The following is a 21,658-nucleotide window of genomic DNA, read 5'->3' as shown; positions in this document are numbered from 1 at the left end:
CATAACTGCTTATGGTATAGGAGGATTCATATTGGAAATAGGTGTAAGTACATTTGTAGAAACAACACCGGATGTTGAGACAGGAAAGGTAGTTAGTCATGCACAACGGATTCGCGAAGTGGTGGAAGAAATCGTTCTAGCTGATCAAGTCGGTTTAGATGTGTTTGGGGTAGGCGAGCATCATAGAGCAGATTTTGCTGCATCTTCTCCAGCAGTCTTATTAGCTGCGGCTGCTTCGCAAACAAAACGTATCCGTCTGACGAGTGCGGTTACTGTGCTTTCGTCAGCTGATCCTGTTCGTGTGTTTCAAGATTTTGCAACACTAGATGCGATTTCAAATGGGCGAGCCGAAATTATGGCAGGACGAGGGTCATTTATTGAGTCATTTCCATTATTCGGGTACGATTTAGCCGATTATGACGAATTGTTTGAAGAGAAGTTGGATTTATTACTAAAGATTAGGGATTCTGAAATTGTTTCTTGGTCAGGTCAACATAGACCGGCCATTCATCAAAAAGGAGTGTATCCACGTCCGGTCCAACATCCACTTCCGGTCTGGATTGGAAGTGGGGGGAATTCCGAATCGGTCATCCGTGCTGGAATTCTTGGTCTTCCACTCGTATTAGCTATAATTGGAGGAAGACCTGTACAATTTGCTCCACTAGTTGAGCTCTATAAGAAAGCAGCTGCTCATGCCGGTCATGATGTTTCGAAACTAACGGTAGCTTCTCACTCGCATGGATTTATAGCTGAAGAAACGGAAGTTGCTGCAGACAAGTTTTTCCCATCAACCCAACAGGTCATGAATGTACTTGGACGGGAGCGCGGTTGGGGGCATTATGGTCGTGCTAGCTTTGATGCGGCACGTAGCTTTGAAGGTGCTTTATACGTTGGAGATTCAAAAACAGTGGCAGATAAAATCATTCATTTACGAAAGAACGTTGGGATTACTCGATTTATGCTTCACGTACCGGTTGGCTCTATGCCTCATGAAAATGTAATGAAGGCAATAGAATTACTAGGCAAGGAAGTGGCACCGATTGTAAAGGATGAAGTTGCAAAATGGGAAACATCTTTAGGTAACGAGTAAGAATGGGAACTTCAAATCATTTGACTTCTCTGCATGCTTACACGTATGATTATTATGAGGATAATTAATATCAAAGGGGAGTAGCTATAACAATAAAGTCGTCATTACGAGATAAAATTCTCCGGCTTTGTTGGGCAATTTTTGTTGCTAGCGAGACCTTTGCCAATGTTTTGGTAAAGGTCTGCCCCTTTTTGTAGGATCATTACCATGTTGGTAGTGATCCTTCTTATTTTTCAATAATAAAATACTGGAGGAGAAAAGAATGAGGTTAAAGCGGTTGGCAGTTGCGTTAACAGCGGTGATTGGATTAAGCGGTTGTTCGTTTTTGGAAGAAGTGAATGGAACACTCGACTACGTAAATCAAGCAACAGAATATGTAAATGAAGCGACGGAGTTTGCAAACGAAGTACCAGCAATGGCCGAGCAAGCAATTACCGATACACAAGCTTTAGAAGATTTAGAAACAAGATTATTAGAGATGAAACAAGAGATTGAAGCATTTAGTAAACTCGAAGCTCCAAGTATCGCGGAGGATATCCATCAACAGGTTATGGAGCAAAACGACAAGGCATTAGAAGGGATAAATGTATTTTTATCAAATATTGAAAATGGGGAACTAGACCCTGCTTTATTGGAAAATACCGAATTATTTACAACTATACAAGAGTTAACAGAGCTTTCTAATCAAATTCAACAGCTTGGCGAATAATATATATTCAATATTTTGTCGCATAAAAACTTAAGTAGAAATGTAATAGAAAAGGTAAGCGTTGAGCTTACCTTTTTTCTCAATGGGATAATAGATACAGCTTATGCTTTACTAAAGGCAGGCATCCTAAAGATTGTCATTAGCACATAGCTAAGCTTTTCTAGCTTATATAGTACTTTTACTATCATCATAAAGGAGCGGATTAGCATATTCAAAGTATCACCCTCCACATTGAATTGTGTTTTTCAACACAGTCTTAGTTTGCTTTAATAATTTAAGCGTATTCATTAAGGCAATCTCGTGAATTAATGTAGTAAGTTCTTTTTTTTGAATTCGAAGAGAATATAATGGAGAAAAATGTTGCTGTTACTCATGGGGGAATGTGTTGTGGATTGGGTTGTGGTGTTATTAAAGGAACCGCTGCTATTATTATTTGTTATCTTATTCTTAGGCTCTGTTCTCGGACAAATGGAGATAAGAGGGTTAAGTCTGGGATCTTCAGGTGTTCTTCTTGTGGCCATGTTTTTTGGTCACTGGGGTTATGATATTCCTCATACGGTTCAAAATCTCGGATTAAGCTTATTTATTGTCGCAATTGGTTTACAGGCTGGACCGCGCTTTTTCCGTATGATGAGATCTAGTGGAATGATCTTTGGATTTATTGGGTTAATTATTGTATTTGTCGCAGCGATTACAACTGTAGTGGTTGCGAAGGCGTTTGATTTATCGCCAGCACTTAGTATAGGAATTATGACTGGAGCATTGACGAGTACTCCTGGTCTTGCGGCTGCCTTACATGCTACAAATGATCCTCTCGCTTCGGTTGGCTATGGGATTGCATATCCATTTGGCGTATTAGCTGTGGTGCTTTTTGTACAGCTATTGCCTAAGGTATTAAAAGTGGATATGGAGAAGGACCTGAATGAATACAGTGGTCCTGTTAGAAATGAAGAATCACCTGAAGTGACAACTATCGAGGTCATGGACCCAAATATCAATAAAAAAACGTTAAAAGAGTTACGATTTAACCAATATGGTTCTGTTGTCATCAGTCGAGTGATTCGTGGAGATAGAAATATTATAGCATTGAATGATACGGTAATTTTGAATGGTGATCGATTGGTGGCAGTTGGCTTAAGGGAAGACTTAAATCGCATGATTGAAGATATAGGAAAAGAGGTTTCAACAAATTTACAAAACCATGACCACGTAATGATTCGTAAAGTAACGGTTGATTCGGAAGAGATCATTGGGAAAAACATAAAAGAACTTGAGCTAAGAAGGAAATACGGAGTAACGGTTACAAGAATTGAACGTGGAGGATTCGAGTACAATCAAAGTGCAAGATGGCCGCTCGAAAGAGGAGATATATTAACATTGGTAAGTAGTGAAGACCGACTAAACGATGCGGGAAAGCTATTTACTAGAAAGTCACTAGTAGTTACGAATATCCATATTCTATCGCTAAGCTTAATATTATTAATTGGAATTGCGGTAGGAATGATACCTATTCATCTTCCAGGTCTAGGTACGATTACATTAGGGGTGGCAGGAGGACCACTTTTTATCGCCTTGATTATTGGTCATTTCGGAAAAATTGGTCCGATACGAGCTCGTTTTTTCCAACCTTCAAATCAGGTAATCCGTGATATTGGTCTTGTATTATTTTTAGCAGGAGCTGGAACAACCGCTGGTCAGGGGTTAGTTGAGGTAATTCAGGAAGAAGGGTTCCGTCTGGTGTTTGGTGGGGCATTAATCACAGTCATTCCGATGATTGTTGGCTTCTTTTTATCAAGAAAGATATTCAAGATGAGTGTTATCCATTCTCTCGGAGCATTATGTGGGGGAATGACTAGTACACCTGGTTTAGGTGCGGTGAATCAACAAATTGATTCTGATGATGCATCGATTGCCTATGCTGCTGCATATCCTTTTGCACTTATTTTTGTTGCAATTATTTCACAGTTACTTATTTTTTTTCTATAAATTAACAGGTACAAAGCTTAGGGGGAGTGACCTAAGCTTTGGTTTTTTTTAACATGACTTCTTTTTTCTCCAAGCTATTTGATTCTGAAGTGACACTTTTTCTAGTGTGAAATTACACTCGAAAGTCTCTTCTACATTCGTAACAGAATAAACTCCTTTAAGCCTAGTTCCCATTTTTCCACATGGTGTTAGTGTACCAACGCCACCATATACTTGGTGATCAAACAGTTGATAATTAAGGGAGTATTCTAAGATACCCTGTTTATTAATTAACCCGACTAATTCTCCTTTTTTTACGTTTTCCCCTTTAATACTCGCATGAATGAGACGGTCGTATTGTTTAAAAGAAAAAATCGTTCCGCTAGGAAAAAAAGATGTAGCGTCCATGGGTGTAAATATAAATAATTTATTATTGTATTCACTCATTCTTCTCCATCCCCCAACTTTGTTCTGCTATAGTCAATAAAATAATCATCGAATGTACGAATCGGCACTACACGAATGGTAGTTCCTGCTGCTTTAATCGTTAAATAAGCGAAAAAATAAATGGTGAAGCATAGTGCAATTAGACCTAACATTGTACTTCCCCCTTTTTTGTGTATGGAGAAAAGGTAAAAGATGATAAGATTACTAGTAAGTTATACCATTTTATTGAAAAACCATTTCTCCCTGTTTATTACATTTTTAGCTTAAATGGTGAAACGCGTTTCAGAGCAAGAAAAAGTTTTTTAAAGGGTGAGTGTATGGCAAATATTCGTGAAATAGCAAAAATGGCTGGAGTTTCTGTTACGACTGTCTCCCGTGTATTAAATGAACACCCCTATGTGAGTGAAGAGAAAAAGGCAGCTGTGCAACAAGCGATGGAGGAAGTGAATTATCAACGTAATATTAATGCTGTTCACTTAAGTAAAGGAAAGACGTATTTGATTGGAGTGGTTATTCCATTTTCGAATTCTCCTTATTTTGGATTTTTAGTGGAGGGAATCGCAAATGAAGCAGTTAAGAATAATTACAAGCTCGTTCTCTTTCAAACAAACTATGAGTTGAAAAGAGAAATAGAAGCATTAAATATGCTAAAGCAAAAGCAAATTGATGCCTTAATCATTTGTTCAAGGATTAGTGACTGGGAAGTAATTAATGAGTATAAAACATATGGACCAATTATTTTATGTGAAGAAGTAGAAGACAAAATCGTGTCTTCTACTTATATTGATCATTATAAAAGCTTCTCGATTGCTTTAAAATATTTACATCAAAAGGGGCATCAGCGAATCGGTTATTGCATCGGTAGAAAATCAGGCAGAAATAGTGAAATGCGAGAGGCAGCTTATAAGAATTTCCTACTGGAACACGGGCATCCACTGGTGCTGGATTATATTTTTTATGATAGCTTTCGTTTCGAAGATGGGGAGGGAATCGTCGACCGGTTAAAAGAAATGAACTCTCCCCCTACCGCTTTATTGGTTACTAGTGATCAAGTAGCCGCAGGAATTATTACTTGTGCGAGGGAACTAGGAATACTTGTTCCTAATGAGCTAGCGATTATGGGTTTTGATAATCAGCCCATTGCCAAAATTATGAATATCACTACACTTGAAATTCCGCTTGTTGAGGTAGGTAGAAAATTATTTATTCAAGCGATGCAGTACCCAACGATCTTTCAGGAGGAGATTGAAGTGAAGTTAATCGAGCGATTAACAGTGTAGATCATATAGCCTAGAAAAGCGAAATAGAGGAATTTGTAATTGTTTGGTGGCTTGGACTCCAAGGTATAGAAAAATGGTTTGAAAAGATAAATCCCCCACACCTATCAAGATACAGAAGGGTGTGGGGTTTGTTTTACATACCGGTTTTAGGGTTTGTATTGAATTTTCCATTTTTGTTCTCTTTTTCATGCCCATGAATTTGGTCTCCGCCGTTACCTTTCTCTTTGACAATCTTTCCACCTAGTTTAACATTTGGGTTAGCTTTTTCAGTCATGATTTTTCACCTCCATCCTCTTTACTATCCAAAAAGGGGACAAATTCTATTCAAAATGCAAAAAAATTTTATAATCAAGAAACGGAATCAAAGCTTGGTGGATAGGCTACTTTTCCACGTAAGTTTTGAAGAGTATTCTCACTCAATAAAAGATCCTATTTTAGCTCTAATGTAGCACATAAAACAAGGGGTAATGTCCGCCTGAGACGGACAAAACACCCCGAACTGTCCACGAAGGGTGACAGACACCGCAATTGATTTTCATTTTTATGGTAGAAAAGTAGTGTTTCGTATTTTGCAATGTTGAAAAATATGGTATGGTACTTTATGGTGATAAAATTGTTAATCATTAAAGATTTGTTTACGAATTTAGCTATTGTTGTTTCTTTACTATTCCTATACTCACATATCTTTTCGACGAGCCCTCTAACTAAAGACTCCACCATTTTGAGAAAAGTCTTGTTGGGTGTAGTTGGTGGATTGTTTTCTAATATTCTCATGCAATACGGTATTCGAATAGATACAACAATCGTAGATTTAAGACATATTCCAATTATTTTGCTCGCTTTTTTTGGTGGTTCTTTGCCGGCTTTAATTGGTATGGTGTTAGTCATTTTAGGTCGTTTTATTATTGGAGTGAATACGTCTGCGTATGCTTCCGTCATTCTTATGATCCTTATTACTTTATTTTCGATATTAATTTCTTCACAAAGGATATCCAAGAAAAAAAAGGTAATATGGATGCTGACCTTTTCCAATATTATTTTTACCTTTGTGATCATTTATTTAGTAAAAGATATAAGTTTATTAGTCAAATTAATCCCCATATATTGGATCATTTCATATATAGCAGGTTTTCTTTCGTTCTATATTCTAGATTTTATTAGAAAGAGTCAGTTTTTATTGGAAAAATATAAATCGGAGTCTACAACGGATGGATTAACGGGGTTAAATAATGTTCGGAAATTTGATGAAGTTTTTAATTCCTTGCTTAATGAACTGAATAAAAGTATTCAAAGTTTGTCTCTACTTTATATTGATATTGATTTCTTTAAAAAAATTAATGATACGTATGGTCACTCGGAAGGGGACCTGGTTTTAAAACGATTAGGAACGTTATTAACCGAAGGTACGAGGAACTTTGACATCGTCAGCCGGAATGGGGGAGAAGAGTTTACGGTCCTTCTTCCAGACACTTCAGTCGCAAGAGCACTAGATATTGCAGAGCATATTAGAAAAACAGTTGAAAATACAGAGTTTTCCTTAACAAGCGGTGGAGTGATAAAGGTAACGGTATCCGTTGGAGTCGCATCTTATAAAGAAACTACAGAAAACCCAAGCATGCTTATAGAGGATGCGGATAAGGCTTTGTATGTAGCGAAAAAAACTGGACGGAACAAAGTTTGTTGCCATAATTCAATAGATTAACTACCTTGAGCTCGTGACAAGTTTGTCTCGGGCCCTTTTTATGTTAAAATTTACTTCTTACTCTTGATGTAATAACCGAAATTTTACCATGAGAAACAATCTTGGATAGTCAACATTTATATAAAGAGATGAAAAAAGGTTGCTGTAGACCCACCTAACTTTCGATTGTTATTCTATTAAAGGAGGTTTTGGGCTCGGAGGTGTGAATATGGACAAAGAAAGATATGAACAGTTAAGGTTAGGCGAGCGAGGGGCGATAATCAGTATCGCTGCTTATATTTGTCTTTCTTTAATCAAATTAATGATTGGATTTTCTGCCCAGTCTGAAGCGTTAAAGGCGGATGGGTTTAATAATTTGACCGATATCATTGCTTCCATTGCTGTATGGATAGGATTAAGAATGTCTCAAAAACCACCAGATGAAGATCATCCTTATGGCCATTGGAAGGCGGAGAATATTGCGTCATTGGTTGCTTCTTTTATTATGATGGCAGTAGGTTTAAGCGTATTACATAAAGCAGTTGTTTCGATTTTCTCGGATGAAAAGGTCGTTCCAGACATGCTAGCCGGGTGGACTGGACTTCTATGTGCTGGTGTTATGTATTTGGTCTATCGGTATAATAAAGGGCTTTCGGAGAGAGTGAAAAGCCAATCTGTATTAGCGGCAGCAAAGGATAATCTATCAGATGCATGGGTGAGTATAGGAGCAGCAGTTGGGATAATAGGTTCACAATTTCAACTGCCTTGGCTTGATCCACTAGCTGCTGTAATTGTCGGGATTTTAATATGTAAAACTGCCTATGAAATTTTTTATGATTCCTCTCATCAATTAACAGATGGATTTGATGAACAATTAATTGAGGAATACAAGGAAAGTATATTAAAAACTACAGGTGTAACGGGCATTAAGGATATTCGCGCAAGAAATTACGGAAATAACACAGTTGTTGATATTATTATCGTAGTAAACGAAAACTTAAGTATCAGAACAGCACATGATATCTCTAGTAAAGTAGAAGAAAAGCTAATAAATGAATACGATGTATATAATGTACATGTTCACGTTGAACCAAGCTAAGAAAAGATGAGGGTGCCCCAAAGTTATGAATTAGGGACACCCTTCCTTTTTACATAAAGAGTCTTTTGAATATATGATTTCCACTGCGGTCGAATAGATCCGCAGCTTTCTGGCACAAATTCCTTCACTTGCATCGATGGAATGTTTTACCATAAAATATTTTCAAAGAATTCAATTTTACCCAATAATTTCTATGATATGATAATAGTAAAAAAATCCATTAATAGAGGCAAGCCTATGAAAAATTGGGGTCAGATCATACTTGTATTTTTTACATTAGGGATAACCACTTATCATAATTTCTCTCATGGAGAGAGTATATTCACTTTAGAGATTCTCTTTTATGGGGCACTAGCGTGGTTCCTTGGAAGGCATTATGACAAGGCGAAGTATTATGAAAAGATTGCAAAGATAAATGAGAGAAGTTATAAGAATCTATTAGATTCTCTTCCTAGCGCAATTATTATTCATAAAGATCAGCAAGTGATTTACGTAAATGATCTGGCGGTCACGATACTTCGTGCTCCTAATCGTGAAGCTCTAATTGGCAAACCAACGTTAGATCTTGTTACTCCAAAGTATGCAGATCAATTGAAAAGACGGACAAAAGATGCATCAAGTGGAAATAAACCTTTGAAAAGCATTGAATATAAGTTGAAACGACAAGATGGAACGACGATGGATTTTGAGGTTTCATCACTCAAAATTATTTTTGAAGGGGTAGAGGCTGTTCTTTCTATCGGAAAGGATATTACAGAGAAGAATGAGCAGACCGATCAATTGTTGCAAAAGTCAGAAAAACTCGCCCTTTTGGGACAAATGGCGGCAGGGATTGCTCATGAAATTCGAAACCCTTTAACTTCCATACGTGGCTTTGTTCAATTGTTTAAAGGCGAGGAAGGTCAAAATGTGTATTATGATATTGTTCTATCAGAATTAGATCGTATCAATGGTATTGTAGGTGAGTTTCTGTTTCTCTCGAAACCAACCACGACAGCCATGCAGCAGCGTGACGTAAAGAAGCTGTTAAATGATGTCGTTACATTAATTCAAACTCAAACGATTCTTAGCAATATCCAAATAAGTATGGAATACAAAAGCAATCTCCCATATGTTTATTGTGATGAAAATCAGTTAAAACAAGTATTTCTAAATATCCTTAAAAATGCTACTGAGGCGATGCCGAATGGAGGAACCATTGAGTTAAAGGTTAAAAAGGATAATGAAAGAGGAGTAGTAATACAAATCACTGATCAAGGTGTGGGGATACCGAAAGAACGTATCCCATCGCTCGGTGAACCATTTTTCACAACAAAGGAAAAAGGTACAGGGTTAGGTTTGATGACTTGTTATAAGATTATCGAGAACCATCAAGGTCAACTTCAAATTGAAAGTGAAGTAGATAAAGGGACCACGGTTCACATTATCTTACCTTCTGCAAAGGTGGAATTAAAAGAAACGGGCACAAGCTATTAAACATTCAAGATAACGTTATAACCTGTCATATTAAGTAGAGTTTGAGGTGGAATATGATTGTCGTTAGTGCATGTTTAGCAGGATTTCCGGTTCGATACAATGGGCTTAGCTCTTTAGATGAAAAAGTACATAAACTGGTAAGTGAAAAGACAGCAATCACTGTATGTCCTGAATTGCTAGGTGGACTTGAAACTCCTAGGGAGCCAGCCGAAATTGTCGGTGGAGTTGGAGAAGATGTGTTGGATGGAAAGGCTAAGGTCATAGATTGCATGGGAAAAGACGTGACGGAAGCTTTTGTTCAAGGTGCTTATGAAACTCTTAATGTTATTAAAAAGATCCAAGCAACTGTTGTCGTATTGAAGGAAAACAGTCCATCATGTGGGAGCGGGAAAATCTATGATGGAACCTTTACAGGTGAAAAAGTCGAAGGACACGGAGTAACAGCAGCTTTGTTAATAAGAAATGGTGTGAAAGTCATTTCGGAGACACAATTTCTAAAAGAATATTAGAGGATGAAAAAAGCGCAAGGTTACTCCTGCGCTTTTAACTTTATTAAACGAATGACTTCCACGAGTAGCAATACTAGTACTAAGAAAAATAAAGCCGTATATATGGGAATTAGCAACAAGGCATTGACCCAAAGGTTTTTGGTCCACATTTTATGAATAAGAAGGGGTTCAATTCCTCTTTTTCTGCTAAAACGTGGGAACATAAAAAAGAGAAGGACCGTTGCTATTGCAAAAATCCCTAATGCTGATGAACCACTGTTTTGCTTACTTTCAATCCGATGTCCTTGCGTCAGATTTTCCTCTTTGGAAGCGTCATTCTTTTCCGAATGGGTCGGTGCCACTACTTCCTTAGTAGCATTCTCTTGAATATTCTCTGCTTCTTTATTTTCGGAATACAACCCAACACCACCTGCTTTGGCTTCTAGCATTGCTGCTTCAATGCGGGTTTCGTACTTATAGGTACCATAATCGTAAAAATCCTCGACTAAGCCAGCCTTCGTAATTTCCTCTTGGTGAAGTTTTCCATCAACAAACACCCAAGCTAACAAACGGTCATATTTGTCAAAAAGGGAAGGACCGTCGGTTTCAATGGTTATTTGTCCATTTTGTAATACAGAACACGAAAAGTCGCTTGCTTCTTTTCCGTAAGGTTCCTGTTGGTTGGTACTTTCCGGTGTATCAATATATAGGAACCTGGTTTTATAGGAAGTACCATTAATTGAAAATGTCGCGGTGTCCCCATCTGTACATTTTTCTAATGTTGCATCGTACGTCTTCCCCAATTCCAATAGGTTATTGGTTGAAGTCGATGTGGAATCAACAGCCATTTTTGAAAAAGTATACCCTTCTAGGTCCACTTTGCTTTCAGTTAATTCACTTGCACATGAGTTACTATTATGTTTTTTAATTAAAGTGATGAGTTCTGATATATTGGTAGCACTTTTTGCAAGTTCCGTTGGCTCATGTAATAAGTACACGCAATCAGCGCTTCGGAAATGTCCTCCAAGCTCATCTCTTGATCCATTATGCGCCCATGCCTGGAAAGGTAGGATGGACATAAGAATAAAGGTAATTATGATAGTAATTATCGAGGTCTTTCTAGTCAATAACGTTTCCTCCTAAATCTAGTTGCTACAAGCTAATATATCATAACGAAAGAAATGCTGAAATAGTAATAAACCTGAGGTGGAAAGGGGGCTACTGGTATTTACACAGGTTGCACGGAGATCATGAAAAATAATTATTGCCAAACAACTAAAGCTATAGTTGTGGCTTGAGGCAACTCTCAAGCTTTTTTGTGATAATATGAATGTATGATTTTACTAAAAAAGGAGAGTTGTTATGGAGTCAGAATTGCTGAGGATTTTTAATGAAGACCATCAGCCAATTGGAGTTGCCACACGAGCTGAAATACATGAAAAAGGATATTGGCATGAGACGTTTCATTATTGGTTGATGGAAAAGAAACAAGGAATTGATTACATATTTCTTCAGTTGCGAAGCCCAAAGAAAAAAGATTACCCACAACTTTTAGATATTACCGCTGCCGGCCATTTACTTGCTAATGAAACAGTAGAAGATGGAATACGAGAGGTGAAAGAGGAAATAGGGTTGTCTGTCCATATGGAAGAGCTGAAATCTCTAGGAATTCTCAAGTATTCTGTTAAAATGGATCCGTTACTTGATAATGAATTAGCCCATGTATTTTTACATCAAAAGAATGTCCCATTTGATTCGTTTGTTCTACAGGAAGAAGAAGTCGCAGGGATATACCGAATAAAGTTTACTGATTTTTCTGCTCTTTGGAGGGATCAAAAGGAGTACATTCCCATGCAAGGCTTTGAAGTGGAAAATGGAGAGAAGAACTTTTTTGAAAAATCTGTTGGCAAGGAACAATTTGTCCCACATGATCAATCGTTTTATGCGGCTTTAATCAATAAAATACAGCAGGAGCTAAAATAGCTCCCATGCTTTTTGTAGTAGGGTAATCCCGTTATGAATTTCGCTTTCTGTTACACCACCATATCCGATCAATACCATTGGATTTAGAGAATAAGTATTTACGTCATAATAAACGGAAGTAGGATACACCTTTACCCCGACTTTTTCAGCATGATTAATTAATTCACTTTCGGTCATGCTGTTATGCACTTCGAGTAAAATATGTAATCCAGAGTCTACCCCAATTACTGTCACTTGGTTTCCAAATTTTTCTGTAATAAGAGTGAGCAGGGTGGATTGTTTTCTCCTATAGGTCGTTCGCATTTTTTGTAAATGCCGACTCCAGTGACCTTCATTCATAAACAGATACAGAGTTTGTTGATGCAATCTTGATACGGTCTGCTTATAAATGGAAAAACGATTTTGATATCGTGAAAGAAGGGGAGGAGGAAGCACCATAAAACTAATTCTTAAAGAAGGAATTAAAGATTTCGAAAAAGTACCAAGATAGATAACCCGCCCCTGATGATCAAGGCCTTGTAGCGAAGGAATGGGTCTTCCTGTATAGCGAAATTCTCCGTCGTAATCATCCTCAATAATAAAACTATCCGTTTCATTGGCCCATTTCAATAGCTCCATTCTTCGAGAGATGGGCATTACCATTCCCAATGGAAATTGGTGCGAGGGGGTCACATACGCTACGGTTGCCTCACTTTCTCTCAAGTCTTCCATTTTTATACCATCTTGATCTAAACTAATTCCGAGGAGCTTGACACCTTGATCTCTAAACGCCTCCCGTGATCGGTGGAAGCCAGGATTTTCCATTGCATATACTCTTTCTCGTCCAAGGAGCATTGTTAGAAAGGTAACCATATATTGTGTTCCAGCGCCAATTATGATTTGATCAGGTTCACATCGAACACCACGCGATTGATATAAATACTTGGCGATTTCGACACGTAGAGGGAGATCACCTTGCCGATGGCCACTTAATAAGAGGTGACTTTCCTCTTCATAAAGGCTTTGTATCGTCAGTTTACGCCAGATAGAAAACGGAAACTCATTTAATGCAATGTTTCCGTGACCAAAATCCACAATTATGGAATTTGGTAAAGGGCTCTGCTGGAAGTTGTCGCGAGCTGCAACGTGTTCCTTTTTAATTGGAAATATATCCATTTCTAATTTGTTGACAAATAATCCCTTTCTCGGTTCACTTTTTACATACCCTTCCGCAATTAATTGTTGATAGGCTGTCTCAACGGTTGTTTGGCTGATTCCCAAATGTGTAGAAAGCTTCCTTTTTGAGGGCAATTTGGTATCCGGGGTCAGTCTCCCTTCAACCATTTCTTTTTTTAAAAAAGAATAAAGCTGTAAGTAAAGTGGCTCCTCTAGATGGGAGTCTAAAGTAACTGTAATTTCAAGGATATGTATCTCCTCCTTTTATTCAATCTGGCGTGGTTAATTATAACATATCTGGCACTTTAGCAATGGTCAGTGGCCGAGTAAAATAATGAAAAAAGGAGATGAAAACATGAATACAATACACTTTGAAGAAAGTAAAGAAATTTCTGCAGCTGAACTGGCAGACGTCTTTCGAAAATCAGGGATAAGAAGACCCGTTGAAGACTTGCCTAGACTTCAAAAAATGCTAGATCAAGCAGATATTACTATGACCGCTTGGGACGGAATGAGGCTTGTAGGTATAGCAAGAGCCATTACTGATTTTAGTTACTGCTGTTATTTATCAGATTTAGCGGTTGATAAAGAATACCAGAATCAAGGAATAGGAAAAGAACTAGTAAAACGCGTCCAAGAACGGATAGGAGAAGAAATATCTTTAATCCTTTTAGCATCGCCGATAGCCATGGACTATTATCCGAAAATTGGATTTCAAAAAATCCAAAACGGCTATATCATCCCAAGAAAATAGAAAAAATCTAAAATTTAATGGGAAATTTGTATGAGACTATGAAGATTTTTGTCGAAATTTGGAATACTATATAGTAAGAGAATAGAGAAGGAGTGGTCACTTTTGAATTATCATTCCGTCTGGTATATTGCGTTAGTGGCCGCAAGTAGTTTTCTTTTCTTATATACTTACTATAAAAAGAGGAATCAGCCAGTTTTCTTATTATTGTTAGCGGCTATTGGGTTTGGTTATATCATTGAGGGGGTTATTTATAACTTTCTGCAAAGTTATGTGTATTACCCACGAATTATTACTAGTAATCCTACGTATGATAGTAATCTTGGTGCCATCGCTTCTAATGCATTTGTCTTACCAGTTGTGGGCGTTTTTCTTGCGACTTTTAGAAAGAATTGGAGATGGTTACTGTTCTTTTCACTACTGCTCATTTGTATTGAATGGTTGTTTCAAGAGCTTTCTATTTATAAACATAATTGGTGGAGAAATGAGTTTACCTTTTTCGGATTATTATTTGTCTATTTTCCAATTATCAAATTATTGTACCGATGGCTATTGAATAAACAAAAAGGCATTCGCCACTTTGTGTTGTTGTTTTTGATTGTTAGTCCGATCTTAGGCACGATGCATATGCTTCCTATTATGTTTTTATCTAATCGTTATTACGATTTGGGATGGTATGAAAATGTGTTTGAAGATACCAATGCATTTGCAGCTGTTTACTATATATGTATTGGTCTATATGTTGCGACCTTGGCCATATGGAAGAATAACCATAAATGGCTGAAATATCTCGTTTTAATTATTAGCCTATATTCTATTACCCGTTTCTTATTGTTGACCGGAATTCTACATGTTTTTATTTGGTGGGACCCATATTTTTATATTACTTTTCCTGCAATTGTTTTAATTTTAGCCGAAAAGATTAGTAAAAAATTGGGGGATCGTAATGTATCGGAAAAATAGCACAGTGAGTTAACTGTGCTATTTGCTGTGTAAATGTCCGTTATTTTGATTGATTTAAGTTTGCTTACATCATGTTAGGGAAGATTGAAAACAGAAAACAGAATGACTATAAAAAGGCAACTAGTTTATTTACAGAAACCGGATTTTTCGTTAGACTGAGCAGAGTGACGATGAAAGGAGGAGAAAGTATGGTTAAAGATATTATTCTCGTACTAGTTCTTCAGTTAATTTACGTTCCTACCTTTACACTGAGAACCATTTTCCTAGTAAAGGGGTTGAGAATGCAGGCAGCGTTTCTAGGGTTACTTGAGGCCCTCATATACATATTCGGACTATCGATCGTATTTAACGGGGAGCAAAATGTGGTTGTAATGATAGTGTATGCCATTGGATTTGGATTAGGTATCATCATTGGATCCATGATTGAAGAAGCATTAGCGATTGGATATACAACGATTCAAGTGATTTTAACCAATAAAAATATGAACCTCGTTGATCAGCTTCGTAAAGATGGCTATGGCGTGACTGTTTACGAAGGAGAGGGAATCGAAGCCATTCGCTATAAGTTAGAGGTATTAACGAAGAGAAACCAAGAAGAAGGTCTATACGACATGATACAGCAATTTGAACCCAATGCTTTTATTATTGCCTATGAACCGAAAACTTTTAAGGGTGGTTTCTTGCTGAAAGCAATGAAAAAAAGGAAGAAAATGAAGAAGCAAATAGAGGAAAATCATGCCTAGATCTAATAAATATTAACACCCTTGCACGTATGATGTAAGGGTATTTTTTACAATTGAAAATTATACAATTACACTATAGACAAAATGGGAGTTGGATACATTGAAAAAAATTACTTTTAAAGAACCCATTCGTACCGAGGATGAACTTCGATCGATGATGGGGTTTCCAAGTGAACTGGTGAAAAATAAAACCATTCCCATGATTGATGAACATTGTAGAGACTTTATTTCAAAGTCACCTTTTTTAGTATTATCCACCTCTGATAAGGAAGGGTATTGTGATGTGTCGCCGAGGGGGGATTTACCTGGGTTTGTACAAGTGTTAAACGAAAACCAGATAGTTATTCCTGAAAGGCCTGGGAACAAGCGAATGGACTCTATGCGCAATATTTTATCAAACCCTCGAGTGGGCTTGATCTTTTTCATCCCTGGTTTGGGTGAAACATTGCGGATAAATGGACAAGCTGCCCTAATTAAAGATTCAAAAATATTAGAGAGTATGGCGGTGAAGGGTAAGTCTCCCTTAGTGGGTATTGCTGTTGATGTGGAAGAATGTTTTATTCATTGTGCCAAAGCATTTATTCGCTCAGGTTTATGGAATCCATCTTCATGGCAGGAGAAAGAATTATTGCCTTCAGTGGCAACGATCATTTCTGATCATGTGAATTTACCGAATACGACTGCTCAGACGGTAGAGGAAGGGTTAAAAGAGAGCTACAAGGAAAGACTTTATTAGGAGGTGTTTGAAAATTCGTCCTTGTGTTTTAAATTGACAACGTTTGTGAAGAGGTGTACATTTAACTCGGATTAAATACTTCTTTTTTAAAGGGTGAAATAGAACCAATGAGTTCAAATCAAGCACTTGACTTAAAGTTATTAAAAAAGTTTAAAAACGAACTAACAAGATTTATGATGCTATATCAATTTGGTATTGATGAGTTAAACACGAAAATTGATATTTTAAAACAGGAATTTCAATATATTCATAATTACAGCCCCATTGAACATGTAAAATCTAGAATCAAATCACCAGAGAGCATTCTTAAAAAAGTACAGAGAAAAAATCTAGATTTATCATTGCCTAGCATAAAGGAAAACATTAAAGATATTGCGGGAATTCGGATTACTTGCTCTTTTATTTCTGATATTTTTGAGATCAGTAGAATGCTGGAGAACCAGAGCGATATTGAGGTAGTGGAAAAGAAGGATTATATTAATCATCCGAAACCAAACGGCTATCAGAGCTTGCACTTAATCGTGAAAATTCCGGTTTTTATGTCCAATGGCATTGAAAATGTATATGTAGAAGTGCAAATCCGTACCATTGGGATGGATTTCTGGGCGAGTCTCGAGCATAAAATCTACTATAAATTTGATAACGAAGTTCCCGCGTATTTATCGAAAGAACTGAAAAACGCTGCAGATACCGTAGCGATGTTAGATAAAAAAATGGAAGTATTGCATGAAGAAATCCGTAAGTTGGATAGCGATGATGACATAGAAAATGAGCTTAACCTATTAAATGCAAGCGGGCAAAAGCTAAATATTCCGATGGCACTTCTAGAAAGCTTGTCTAAGGATAAAGAGTAGTAGAAACAAATGAAAAAGGACGATTGAATACCAATCAATCGTCCTTTTCTTATATTAATAATCTGTCACAACGATGTCTCGATCAAGGAAGGCTTCAATTACTTCACTAATACGGAAAGAAGTTTGTGGTGAATCATAGTTTTCAAATGCATGCTCACAGCTATTTTTATAAGCCATATTTTCGTCATAATGAGACATATGGCGATTAATTACTTCCTCATTATCCTGACGTTCCTTTTGACGAGAGATAACCGTTTCTCGATCTGCGTAAATGAAGAAGCGCATCACACGATCCCCATACATCTCCTTCAATTTTTCAGTACCTTCAGGATTGAGTGTCAAATAAACAAGATTATGCGATTCAAAAGCTTTAACAATATCTTCTTCACGTATTCCGTAATGGAAACCATCAATTTCTACGCTCTCAAGAAATTCTCCATTGTCTTCCATTTTTTTGAACGTAGCTTCATCAATAAAATGATAATCTTCTCCATTTTGTTCGTAATGACGTGGTGAACGAGTAGTATAAGAAAGAACTGTTTCCATGTCAAAAGCAGTTGCAACCATTTTGGCAATTGTTTTTCTTCCAGAACCATCTGGACCTGTGTAAATAAATAATTTTTGTTTGTCTTTAATCTGATAACAAATATTTGAAGAGATTCAATTTATCTCTTTTGACAAATATGTATTTGTTACTCCACTTTGGAATTTTTCTTTCCCTCCAGTGATGAAGGCGTATCTTGATGCGGTTTCTGTTGCTGGAAAGACATTTAAGTACACAGCCGAAGGTCCAATAGGATTATTAACGGATAAAAAAGCTTTACATATTCAAGCGCGTGGTGGGGTTTACTCTGAAGGTCCTGCTGCAGCCCTTGAAATGGGGCACCGTTATTTAAGTGTGATTATGCAATTTTACGGAGTTCCTTCGTTTGAAGGATTATTTGTAGAAGGTCATAATGCGATGCCAGATAAAGCACAAGAAATCAAAGAGAATGCGATTGCAAGAGCAAAGGATTTAGCCCATACATTTTAACACAAAGAGCCAACGAAAAAACTCGTTGGCTCTTTTGCTCTATTGCTTTAAAACTTGTTGTTCCCATTCTGATCTTAATATCCCCATCATAATACGATCGGAATAATGCCCGTCACGATTAATAGCGGAACGAATTCTTCCTTCTACGATAAAACCTGCTTTTTCATATGCGCGGATCGCCCGACTGTTATAGCCAATGACGTCCAAACCCACTCGATGTAGATTTAACTCATGAAATGCATAACGGAGGATTAATTGTAATGCCTCACTACCATAGCCTTTATTTTGATAGTTTGTATTTCCTATTCCAATGGCTAAAGAACCGACCCGATTATTCCATTCGATAGAGTGGATGACAACAAAACCAATTAAAATGTCATTCTCTATTGTTCGTAACCGGAAATACGCTGAATTAGAGCTTCGTTCTTTATCCTCTTCAAGTTCCGCAATGGAATGCGGATAGGCGATATCCGTATCAAGATTACGTAAATAGTCTGAGTTTTCCTCCCATGATGCCATAATTGCTGCGTCCTCGGCACGGACAGTAGTAAGCTTTATTAATTTCCCCTTAAATAATTTCGTCATATTGTTCTCCCTTTTTTGTATGAATATGAAGGAATCACATCATGCTACGCAATAAAATCTTGCCCCCTAAAGTCTAGATAACTTAATCTTAATGTTCTTTTTTGCATTCAGCAATCTAATATTTTAGGAATAAGGAAATATTTCCATTTATATCGAATGTTAAGTCTAGGAGATTTATATTATGTTTCATAGGAGTGGCAATGATGTTTATAGAAACAGAACGGTTAATAATAAGAGATTTTGATATAAACGACTACCTAGCAGTTTACGAATATACATCAAATTTGGATGTGATGAGGTATATTCCAGAAGGTGTTTTCACTAAAGAAGATGCAAAGCATTTTGTGTTTGAAAATATGGGGGAGAAGGTTGAGAATTACCCGGTTATATTAAAAGGAAGTGCTACTCTTATTGGACATATTGTATTTCATCGTTATTTTGGCGAACATACTTATGAGATTGGATGGGTGTTTCATCCAGATTATTATAATAAAGGATTTGCCTCCGAGGCTGCGAAAGCAGTAATACAGTATGGATTTGAGGAATTAAAGTTACATCGAATCATCGCTACATGTCAGCCTGAAAATATAGGTTCCTATCGTGTAATGGAAAAAATCGGGATGAGACGGGAAGGATATTTTAAAAAATGTATCCCAAATGGTGATGGGTGGTGGGATGAGTATTACTACGCCATCCTTGAGGAAGAGTGGAGGAAGTAATGAGCCAAACAAAAAATATCAGTCTAGATCTATTCCAACTTAAATATAAGGAGAGGTTATTTTCTTTTGAACTTCCTAACGATCAAGTGAAGTTTACCGCCTTGCCTAGTCATGTGCTCGAAGTACAAGAGGGACAATTTCCGATTGTGATTGTAGAAGATGACGTTCCTGTTGGTTTTTTCATTTTGCATTCGACTTCACGTGTGAAGGAATATTCAAATAACCCCAATGCTATGCTATTAACGGCATTCTCCATTGATTATTCAAAACAGGGGAGGGGTTATGCCAAAAAAGGATTACTGTTGCTCAAGAAATATATACAAAATCAATTTCCAAGCTGTGACGAAATCGTTCTAGGGGTTAATCATCAAAATGTCCCAGCGCAAAATCTGTATGCACGAGTAGGATTTCAAGATACGGGGAGAAGAGTGATTGGTTCGCTTGGAGAACAGTTTGTTATGACTCTACATATATAAGTATTCCTTGTTTAGAGCTGCTAATTTGGTAGCTCTTTTTTATATTCAGGGGAATTTATCTGCTTTTTTTCTTAATTAATTAAGTGGTCAACCGATATTAAGAGTATTAGTACGTAGTGAAAGAAGGAAAATAGTATGACCTCCCTAGAAATAGACTCTAATATCCATATACTATTGTTTCTTTTTGGGTATTTCCTTACCATTTTGACAGTGGTCCTAGTTTCAAGGAAACTAGTAAAAAGAAAATTGTCTGAACCACCTAAGCGGTTTGGGAAAGCTCCCACCTTATTATTTGTTTTATTATCATTGGTCCTTTTGGTTTTCGGATATATACTTGATAGTACTTTACGGGAAAAATGCGAATTTAGCTAAGATACATGTTCCTCCAGTAAATGACATAAGAGTCATGGTATATAATAGTAAGCTTCTTACAGAATCCAATGAAAAGAGAGACATTGAGCTAGAGCTTCACCATGCTGTCATTGCCGAACAATTCGAAGTGTTTTATCAACCTCAGCTTTCCTTAATTTCCGGGAAACATATTGGGATGGAAGCGCTCATTCGATGGAATCACCCAACGAAAGGGATTATTTCTCCATTGAAGTTTATACAGCTAGCGGAGGAATTACATTTAATTAATCAAATTGGGTTATGGGTGTTGAAAAAGGCTTGTACGCAAACCGTAGAGATAAATGAGTTGTTTGGCCTTGATTTACGGGTGTCTGTTAACTTATCCTCGGTACAACTTCAGCATCCTCGACTTTTGCAGGATATTAAAGAAATACTTAAAGAAACGGGATTGGAACCGAGGTTATTAGACTTAGAAATCACGGAAGGAAGCCTGTTTAATTTTGAAAAATCAAGTCAAATACTTGAAGATATTAAGAATTTAGGGATTCATATTAGCTTAGATGATTTTGGAGCGGGATATAGCTCACTAAGTTATCTAAAGAAATTAAGTATTCATCGTCTGAAAATTGATCGAATTTTTCTATTGAATATACCAAAAGAAGAAGATACCCTCATGACATCAATTGTTACACTTGGTCATAACCTGAATCTAAAAGTACTGGCAGAGGGAGCAGAAACGTTAGAACAGGTGAATTTTCTAAAAACAATACAGTGTGATGAAGTACAAGGTTATTATTTTTCAAAGCCTTTACCTTATTCTGAGTTTACCGCTTATCTTGATAAATACTTAAATATAGACTAACACGCGATTAAACAGGAGAATCGCGTGTTTTTTTTAGAAAATGAAACCAACATACCAGTGGTTTCGTATTACATTATCATAAGTAAAGGAGCATTCCTGTTAGAAGGATTATCGGGGACTTGAACAAAAAAGAGCCCTCTTGGTATGATACGGGGTGTCAAATCGTATGCCGAGATGACCCCTAACTTAGTTAACCAAGGAGGACTCCATAT

At 37.0% G+C, this 21,658-nt stretch carries 24 protein-coding genes and 1 pseudogene; 18 read left to right on the top strand and 7 right to left on the bottom strand.

Going from position 1 to position 21,658, the window contains the following annotated elements; all coding sequences use genetic code 11:
* Positions 1 to 31: 31 nt before the first annotated feature.
* The 3 genes from ACFFHF_RS13885 to ACFFHF_RS13875 all read left to right on the top strand — a co-directional run bounded on the left by ACFFHF_RS13885 (position 32) and on the right by ACFFHF_RS13875 (position 3,785).
* Positions 32 to 1,090, top strand: coding sequence for an LLM class flavin-dependent oxidoreductase (locus tag ACFFHF_RS13885; protein WP_377058426.1), 1,059 nt, complete (start codon positions 32 to 34; stop codon positions 1,088 to 1,090).
* Between the two features lie 262 nt (positions 1,091 to 1,352).
* Positions 1,353 to 1,799, top strand: coding sequence for a DUF6376 family protein (locus ACFFHF_RS13880; protein ID WP_160549569.1), 447 nt, complete (start codon positions 1,353 to 1,355; stop codon positions 1,797 to 1,799).
* A gap of 387 nt (positions 1,800 to 2,186) precedes the next feature.
* Entirely contained in the window at positions 2,187 to 3,785 is a 1,599-nt protein-coding gene (locus tag ACFFHF_RS13875; protein WP_340904021.1) for an aspartate:alanine exchanger family transporter, read from the top strand.
* A 48-nt stretch (positions 3,786 to 3,833) separates the two neighbouring features.
* Here ACFFHF_RS13875 and ACFFHF_RS13870 read toward each other — a convergent pair whose 3' ends face one another.
* Both ACFFHF_RS13870 and ACFFHF_RS13865 read right to left on the bottom strand, forming a co-directional pair.
* On the bottom strand, positions 3,834 to 4,211 hold the full coding sequence (locus ACFFHF_RS13870) for an avidin-fold protein (protein WP_160549570.1): 378 nt from the start codon (positions 4,209 to 4,211) through the stop codon (positions 3,834 to 3,836).
* Positions 4,208 to 4,363: a hypothetical protein gene (locus ACFFHF_RS13865; protein WP_160549571.1), complete on the bottom strand. Its 156-nt coding sequence runs from the start codon at positions 4,361 to 4,363 to the stop codon at positions 4,208 to 4,210. The genes ACFFHF_RS13870 and ACFFHF_RS13865 overlap by 4 nt, the downstream gene beginning before the upstream one ends.
* A gap of 165 nt (positions 4,364 to 4,528) precedes the next feature.
* On the opposite strand from ACFFHF_RS13865, the gene ACFFHF_RS13860 reads away from it, so the two are divergent.
* Positions 4,529 to 5,491, top strand: coding sequence for a LacI family DNA-binding transcriptional regulator (locus ACFFHF_RS13860; protein ID WP_377058425.1), 963 nt, complete (start codon positions 4,529 to 4,531; stop codon positions 5,489 to 5,491).
* Positions 5,492 to 5,624: 133 nt separating this feature from the next.
* Here ACFFHF_RS13860 and ACFFHF_RS13855 read toward each other — a convergent pair whose 3' ends face one another.
* On the bottom strand, positions 5,625 to 5,765 hold the full coding sequence (locus ACFFHF_RS13855) for a hypothetical protein (protein ID WP_340904018.1): 141 nt from the start codon (positions 5,763 to 5,765) through the stop codon (positions 5,625 to 5,627).
* A 339-nt stretch (positions 5,766 to 6,104) separates the two neighbouring features.
* Between ACFFHF_RS13855 and ACFFHF_RS13850 the strand changes: the two genes are divergently transcribed.
* From ACFFHF_RS13850 to ACFFHF_RS13835, 4 genes are all read left to right on the top strand, one after another.
* Positions 6,105 to 7,193 carry a GGDEF domain-containing protein gene (locus tag ACFFHF_RS13850; RefSeq protein ID WP_377058424.1) on the top strand — a complete coding sequence of 363 codons (1,089 nt, stop codon included), beginning with the start codon at positions 6,105 to 6,107 and terminating at the stop codon, positions 7,191 to 7,193.
* A 208-nt stretch (positions 7,194 to 7,401) separates the two neighbouring features.
* On the top strand, positions 7,402 to 8,271 hold the full coding sequence (locus tag ACFFHF_RS13845; protein ID WP_377058423.1) for a cation diffusion facilitator family transporter: 870 nt from the start codon (positions 7,402 to 7,404) through the stop codon (positions 8,269 to 8,271).
* A 237-nt stretch (positions 8,272 to 8,508) separates the two neighbouring features.
* Entirely contained in the window at positions 8,509 to 9,747 is a 1,239-nt protein-coding gene (locus ACFFHF_RS13840) for an ATP-binding protein (RefSeq protein WP_377058422.1), read from the top strand.
* Between the two features lie 53 nt (positions 9,748 to 9,800).
* The gene (locus tag ACFFHF_RS13835) at positions 9,801 to 10,256 is read left to right on the top strand and encodes a 2-thiouracil desulfurase family protein (RefSeq protein ID WP_160549576.1); all 456 of its coding nucleotides are present in this window, start codon (positions 9,801 to 9,803) and stop codon (positions 10,254 to 10,256) included.
* Positions 10,257 to 10,276: 20 nt separating this feature from the next.
* Here the strand turns inward: ACFFHF_RS13835 and ACFFHF_RS13830 are convergent, their stop codons facing one another.
* Positions 10,277 to 11,362 carry a thermonuclease family protein gene (locus ACFFHF_RS13830; RefSeq protein ID WP_377058421.1) on the bottom strand — a complete coding sequence of 362 codons (1,086 nt, stop codon included), beginning with the start codon at positions 11,360 to 11,362 and terminating at the stop codon, positions 10,277 to 10,279.
* 235 nt (positions 11,363 to 11,597) lie between these two features.
* Here ACFFHF_RS13830 and ACFFHF_RS13825 point away from each other — a divergent pair, with 235 nt between their 5' ends.
* Positions 11,598 to 12,218, top strand: coding sequence for an NUDIX hydrolase (locus ACFFHF_RS13825; protein WP_160549577.1), 621 nt, complete (start codon positions 11,598 to 11,600; stop codon positions 12,216 to 12,218).
* Here ACFFHF_RS13825 and pdxR read toward each other — a convergent pair.
* Positions 12,210 to 13,622 carry a MocR-like pyridoxine biosynthesis transcription factor PdxR gene (pdxR, locus tag ACFFHF_RS13820; protein ID WP_377058433.1) on the bottom strand — a complete coding sequence of 471 codons (1,413 nt, stop codon included), beginning with the start codon at positions 13,620 to 13,622 and terminating at the stop codon, positions 12,210 to 12,212. The two genes, ACFFHF_RS13825 and pdxR, sit on opposite strands and share 9 nt — an antisense overlap.
* A 106-nt stretch (positions 13,623 to 13,728) precedes the next feature.
* Between pdxR and ACFFHF_RS13815 the strand changes: the two genes are divergently transcribed.
* From ACFFHF_RS13815 to ACFFHF_RS13795, 5 genes are all read left to right on the top strand, one after another.
* A complete protein-coding gene (locus ACFFHF_RS13815) occupies positions 13,729 to 14,127 on the top strand; it encodes a GNAT family N-acetyltransferase (protein WP_377058420.1) in 399 nt (132 codons plus the stop codon).
* 102 nt (positions 14,128 to 14,229) lie between these two features.
* The gene (locus tag ACFFHF_RS13810; protein WP_160549580.1) at positions 14,230 to 15,087 is read left to right on the top strand and encodes a hypothetical protein; all 858 of its coding nucleotides are present in this window, start codon (positions 14,230 to 14,232) and stop codon (positions 15,085 to 15,087) included.
* A gap of 188 nt (positions 15,088 to 15,275) precedes the next feature.
* Positions 15,276 to 15,830 (top strand): DUF2179 domain-containing protein, encoded by a 555-nt coding sequence (locus ACFFHF_RS13805; protein WP_160549581.1) that lies wholly within the window; start codon positions 15,276 to 15,278, stop codon positions 15,828 to 15,830.
* Between the two features lie 100 nt (positions 15,831 to 15,930).
* A complete protein-coding gene (locus tag ACFFHF_RS13800; protein ID WP_377058419.1) occupies positions 15,931 to 16,566 on the top strand; it encodes a pyridoxamine 5'-phosphate oxidase family protein in 636 nt (211 codons plus the stop codon).
* A gap of 107 nt (positions 16,567 to 16,673) precedes the next feature.
* Positions 16,674 to 17,420: a GTP pyrophosphokinase gene (locus ACFFHF_RS13795; protein ID WP_377058418.1), complete on the top strand. Its 747-nt coding sequence runs from the start codon at positions 16,674 to 16,676 to the stop codon at positions 17,418 to 17,420.
* Positions 17,421 to 17,474: 54 nt separating this feature from the next.
* On the opposite strand, the gene ACFFHF_RS13790 is transcribed toward ACFFHF_RS13795, so the two are convergent.
* Positions 17,475 to 18,068 (bottom strand): guanylate kinase, encoded by a 594-nt coding sequence (locus tag ACFFHF_RS13790; protein ID WP_377058432.1) that lies wholly within the window; start codon positions 18,066 to 18,068, stop codon positions 17,475 to 17,477.
* Between the two features lie 13 nt (positions 18,069 to 18,081).
* Here ACFFHF_RS13790 and ACFFHF_RS13785 point away from each other — a divergent pair.
* Positions 18,082 to 18,453 (top strand): annotated as a pseudogene (locus ACFFHF_RS13785) (NAD(P)H-dependent oxidoreductase); the annotation flags it as partial.
* 39 nt (positions 18,454 to 18,492) lie between these two features.
* Here ACFFHF_RS13785 and ACFFHF_RS13780 read toward each other — a convergent pair.
* The gene (locus ACFFHF_RS13780) at positions 18,493 to 19,038 is read right to left on the bottom strand and encodes a GNAT family N-acetyltransferase (protein ID WP_377058417.1); all 546 of its coding nucleotides are present in this window, start codon (positions 19,036 to 19,038) and stop codon (positions 18,493 to 18,495) included.
* 203 nt (positions 19,039 to 19,241) lie between these two features.
* Here ACFFHF_RS13780 and ACFFHF_RS13775 point away from each other — a divergent pair, with 203 nt between their 5' ends.
* The 3 genes from ACFFHF_RS13775 (at position 19,242) to ACFFHF_RS13765 (ending at position 21,446) form a co-directional block, all read left to right on the top strand.
* On the top strand, positions 19,242 to 19,757 hold the full coding sequence (locus ACFFHF_RS13775; protein WP_377058431.1) for a GNAT family N-acetyltransferase: 516 nt from the start codon (positions 19,242 to 19,244) through the stop codon (positions 19,755 to 19,757).
* Complete coding sequence (locus ACFFHF_RS13770) at positions 19,757 to 20,233, top strand: GNAT family N-acetyltransferase (protein ID WP_377058416.1); 477 nt, start codon at positions 19,757 to 19,759, stop codon at positions 20,231 to 20,233. The genes ACFFHF_RS13775 and ACFFHF_RS13770 overlap by 1 nt, the downstream gene beginning before the upstream one ends.
* A 334-nt stretch (positions 20,234 to 20,567) precedes the next feature.
* Positions 20,568 to 21,446: a putative bifunctional diguanylate cyclase/phosphodiesterase gene (locus tag ACFFHF_RS13765; RefSeq protein WP_377058415.1), complete on the top strand. Its 879-nt coding sequence runs from the start codon at positions 20,568 to 20,570 to the stop codon at positions 21,444 to 21,446.
* The last annotated feature ends 212 nt before the right edge of the window (positions 21,447 to 21,658 follow it).

It is taken from the genome of Robertmurraya beringensis (assembly GCF_042433785.1).
GTDB lineage: Bacteria > Bacillota > Bacilli > Bacillales > Cytobacillaceae > Robertmurraya_A > Robertmurraya_A beringensis.
The sequence above is the reverse complement of the archived record's forward strand: the minus strand, read 5'-3'. Positions and strand labels throughout refer to the sequence as shown.

What these genes read in the sequence shown, in the direction of transcription:
- ACFFHF_RS13880 (WP_160549569.1), top strand. Translation starts at nt 1,353, where the DNA reads ATGAGGTTAAAGCGGTTGGCAGTTGCGTTAACAGCGGTGATTGGATTA.
- ACFFHF_RS13870 (WP_160549570.1), bottom strand. Translation starts at nt 4,211, where the DNA reads ATGAGTGAATACAATAATAAATTATTTATATTTACACCCATGGACGCT.
- ACFFHF_RS13865 (WP_160549571.1), bottom strand. Translation starts at nt 4,363, where the DNA reads ATGTTAGGTCTAATTGCACTATGCTTCACCATTTATTTTTTCGCTTAT.
- ACFFHF_RS13860 (WP_377058425.1), top strand. Translation starts at nt 4,529, where the DNA reads ATGGCAAATATTCGTGAAATAGCAAAAATGGCTGGAGTTTCTGTTACG.
- ACFFHF_RS13855 (WP_340904018.1), bottom strand. Translation starts at nt 5,765, where the DNA reads ATGACTGAAAAAGCTAACCCAAATGTTAAACTAGGTGGAAAGATTGTC.
- ACFFHF_RS13845 (WP_377058423.1), top strand. Translation starts at nt 7,402, where the DNA reads ATGGACAAAGAAAGATATGAACAGTTAAGGTTAGGCGAGCGAGGGGCG.
- ACFFHF_RS13840 (WP_377058422.1), top strand. Translation starts at nt 8,509, where the DNA reads ATGAAAAATTGGGGTCAGATCATACTTGTATTTTTTACATTAGGGATA.
- ACFFHF_RS13835 (WP_160549576.1), top strand. Translation starts at nt 9,801, where the DNA reads ATGATTGTCGTTAGTGCATGTTTAGCAGGATTTCCGGTTCGATACAAT.
- ACFFHF_RS13825 (WP_160549577.1), top strand. Translation starts at nt 11,598, where the DNA reads ATGGAGTCAGAATTGCTGAGGATTTTTAATGAAGACCATCAGCCAATT.
- ACFFHF_RS13815 (WP_377058420.1), top strand. Translation starts at nt 13,729, where the DNA reads ATGAATACAATACACTTTGAAGAAAGTAAAGAAATTTCTGCAGCTGAA.
- ACFFHF_RS13805 (WP_160549581.1), top strand. Translation starts at nt 15,276, where the DNA reads ATGGTTAAAGATATTATTCTCGTACTAGTTCTTCAGTTAATTTACGTT.
- ACFFHF_RS13795 (WP_377058418.1), top strand. Translation starts at nt 16,674, where the DNA reads ATGAGTTCAAATCAAGCACTTGACTTAAAGTTATTAAAAAAGTTTAAA.
- ACFFHF_RS13780 (WP_377058417.1), bottom strand. Translation starts at nt 19,038, where the DNA reads ATGACGAAATTATTTAAGGGGAAATTAATAAAGCTTACTACTGTCCGT.
- ACFFHF_RS13775 (WP_377058431.1), top strand. Translation starts at nt 19,242, where the DNA reads ATGTTTATAGAAACAGAACGGTTAATAATAAGAGATTTTGATATAAAC.
- ACFFHF_RS13770 (WP_377058416.1), top strand. Translation starts at nt 19,757, where the DNA reads ATGAGCCAAACAAAAAATATCAGTCTAGATCTATTCCAACTTAAATAT.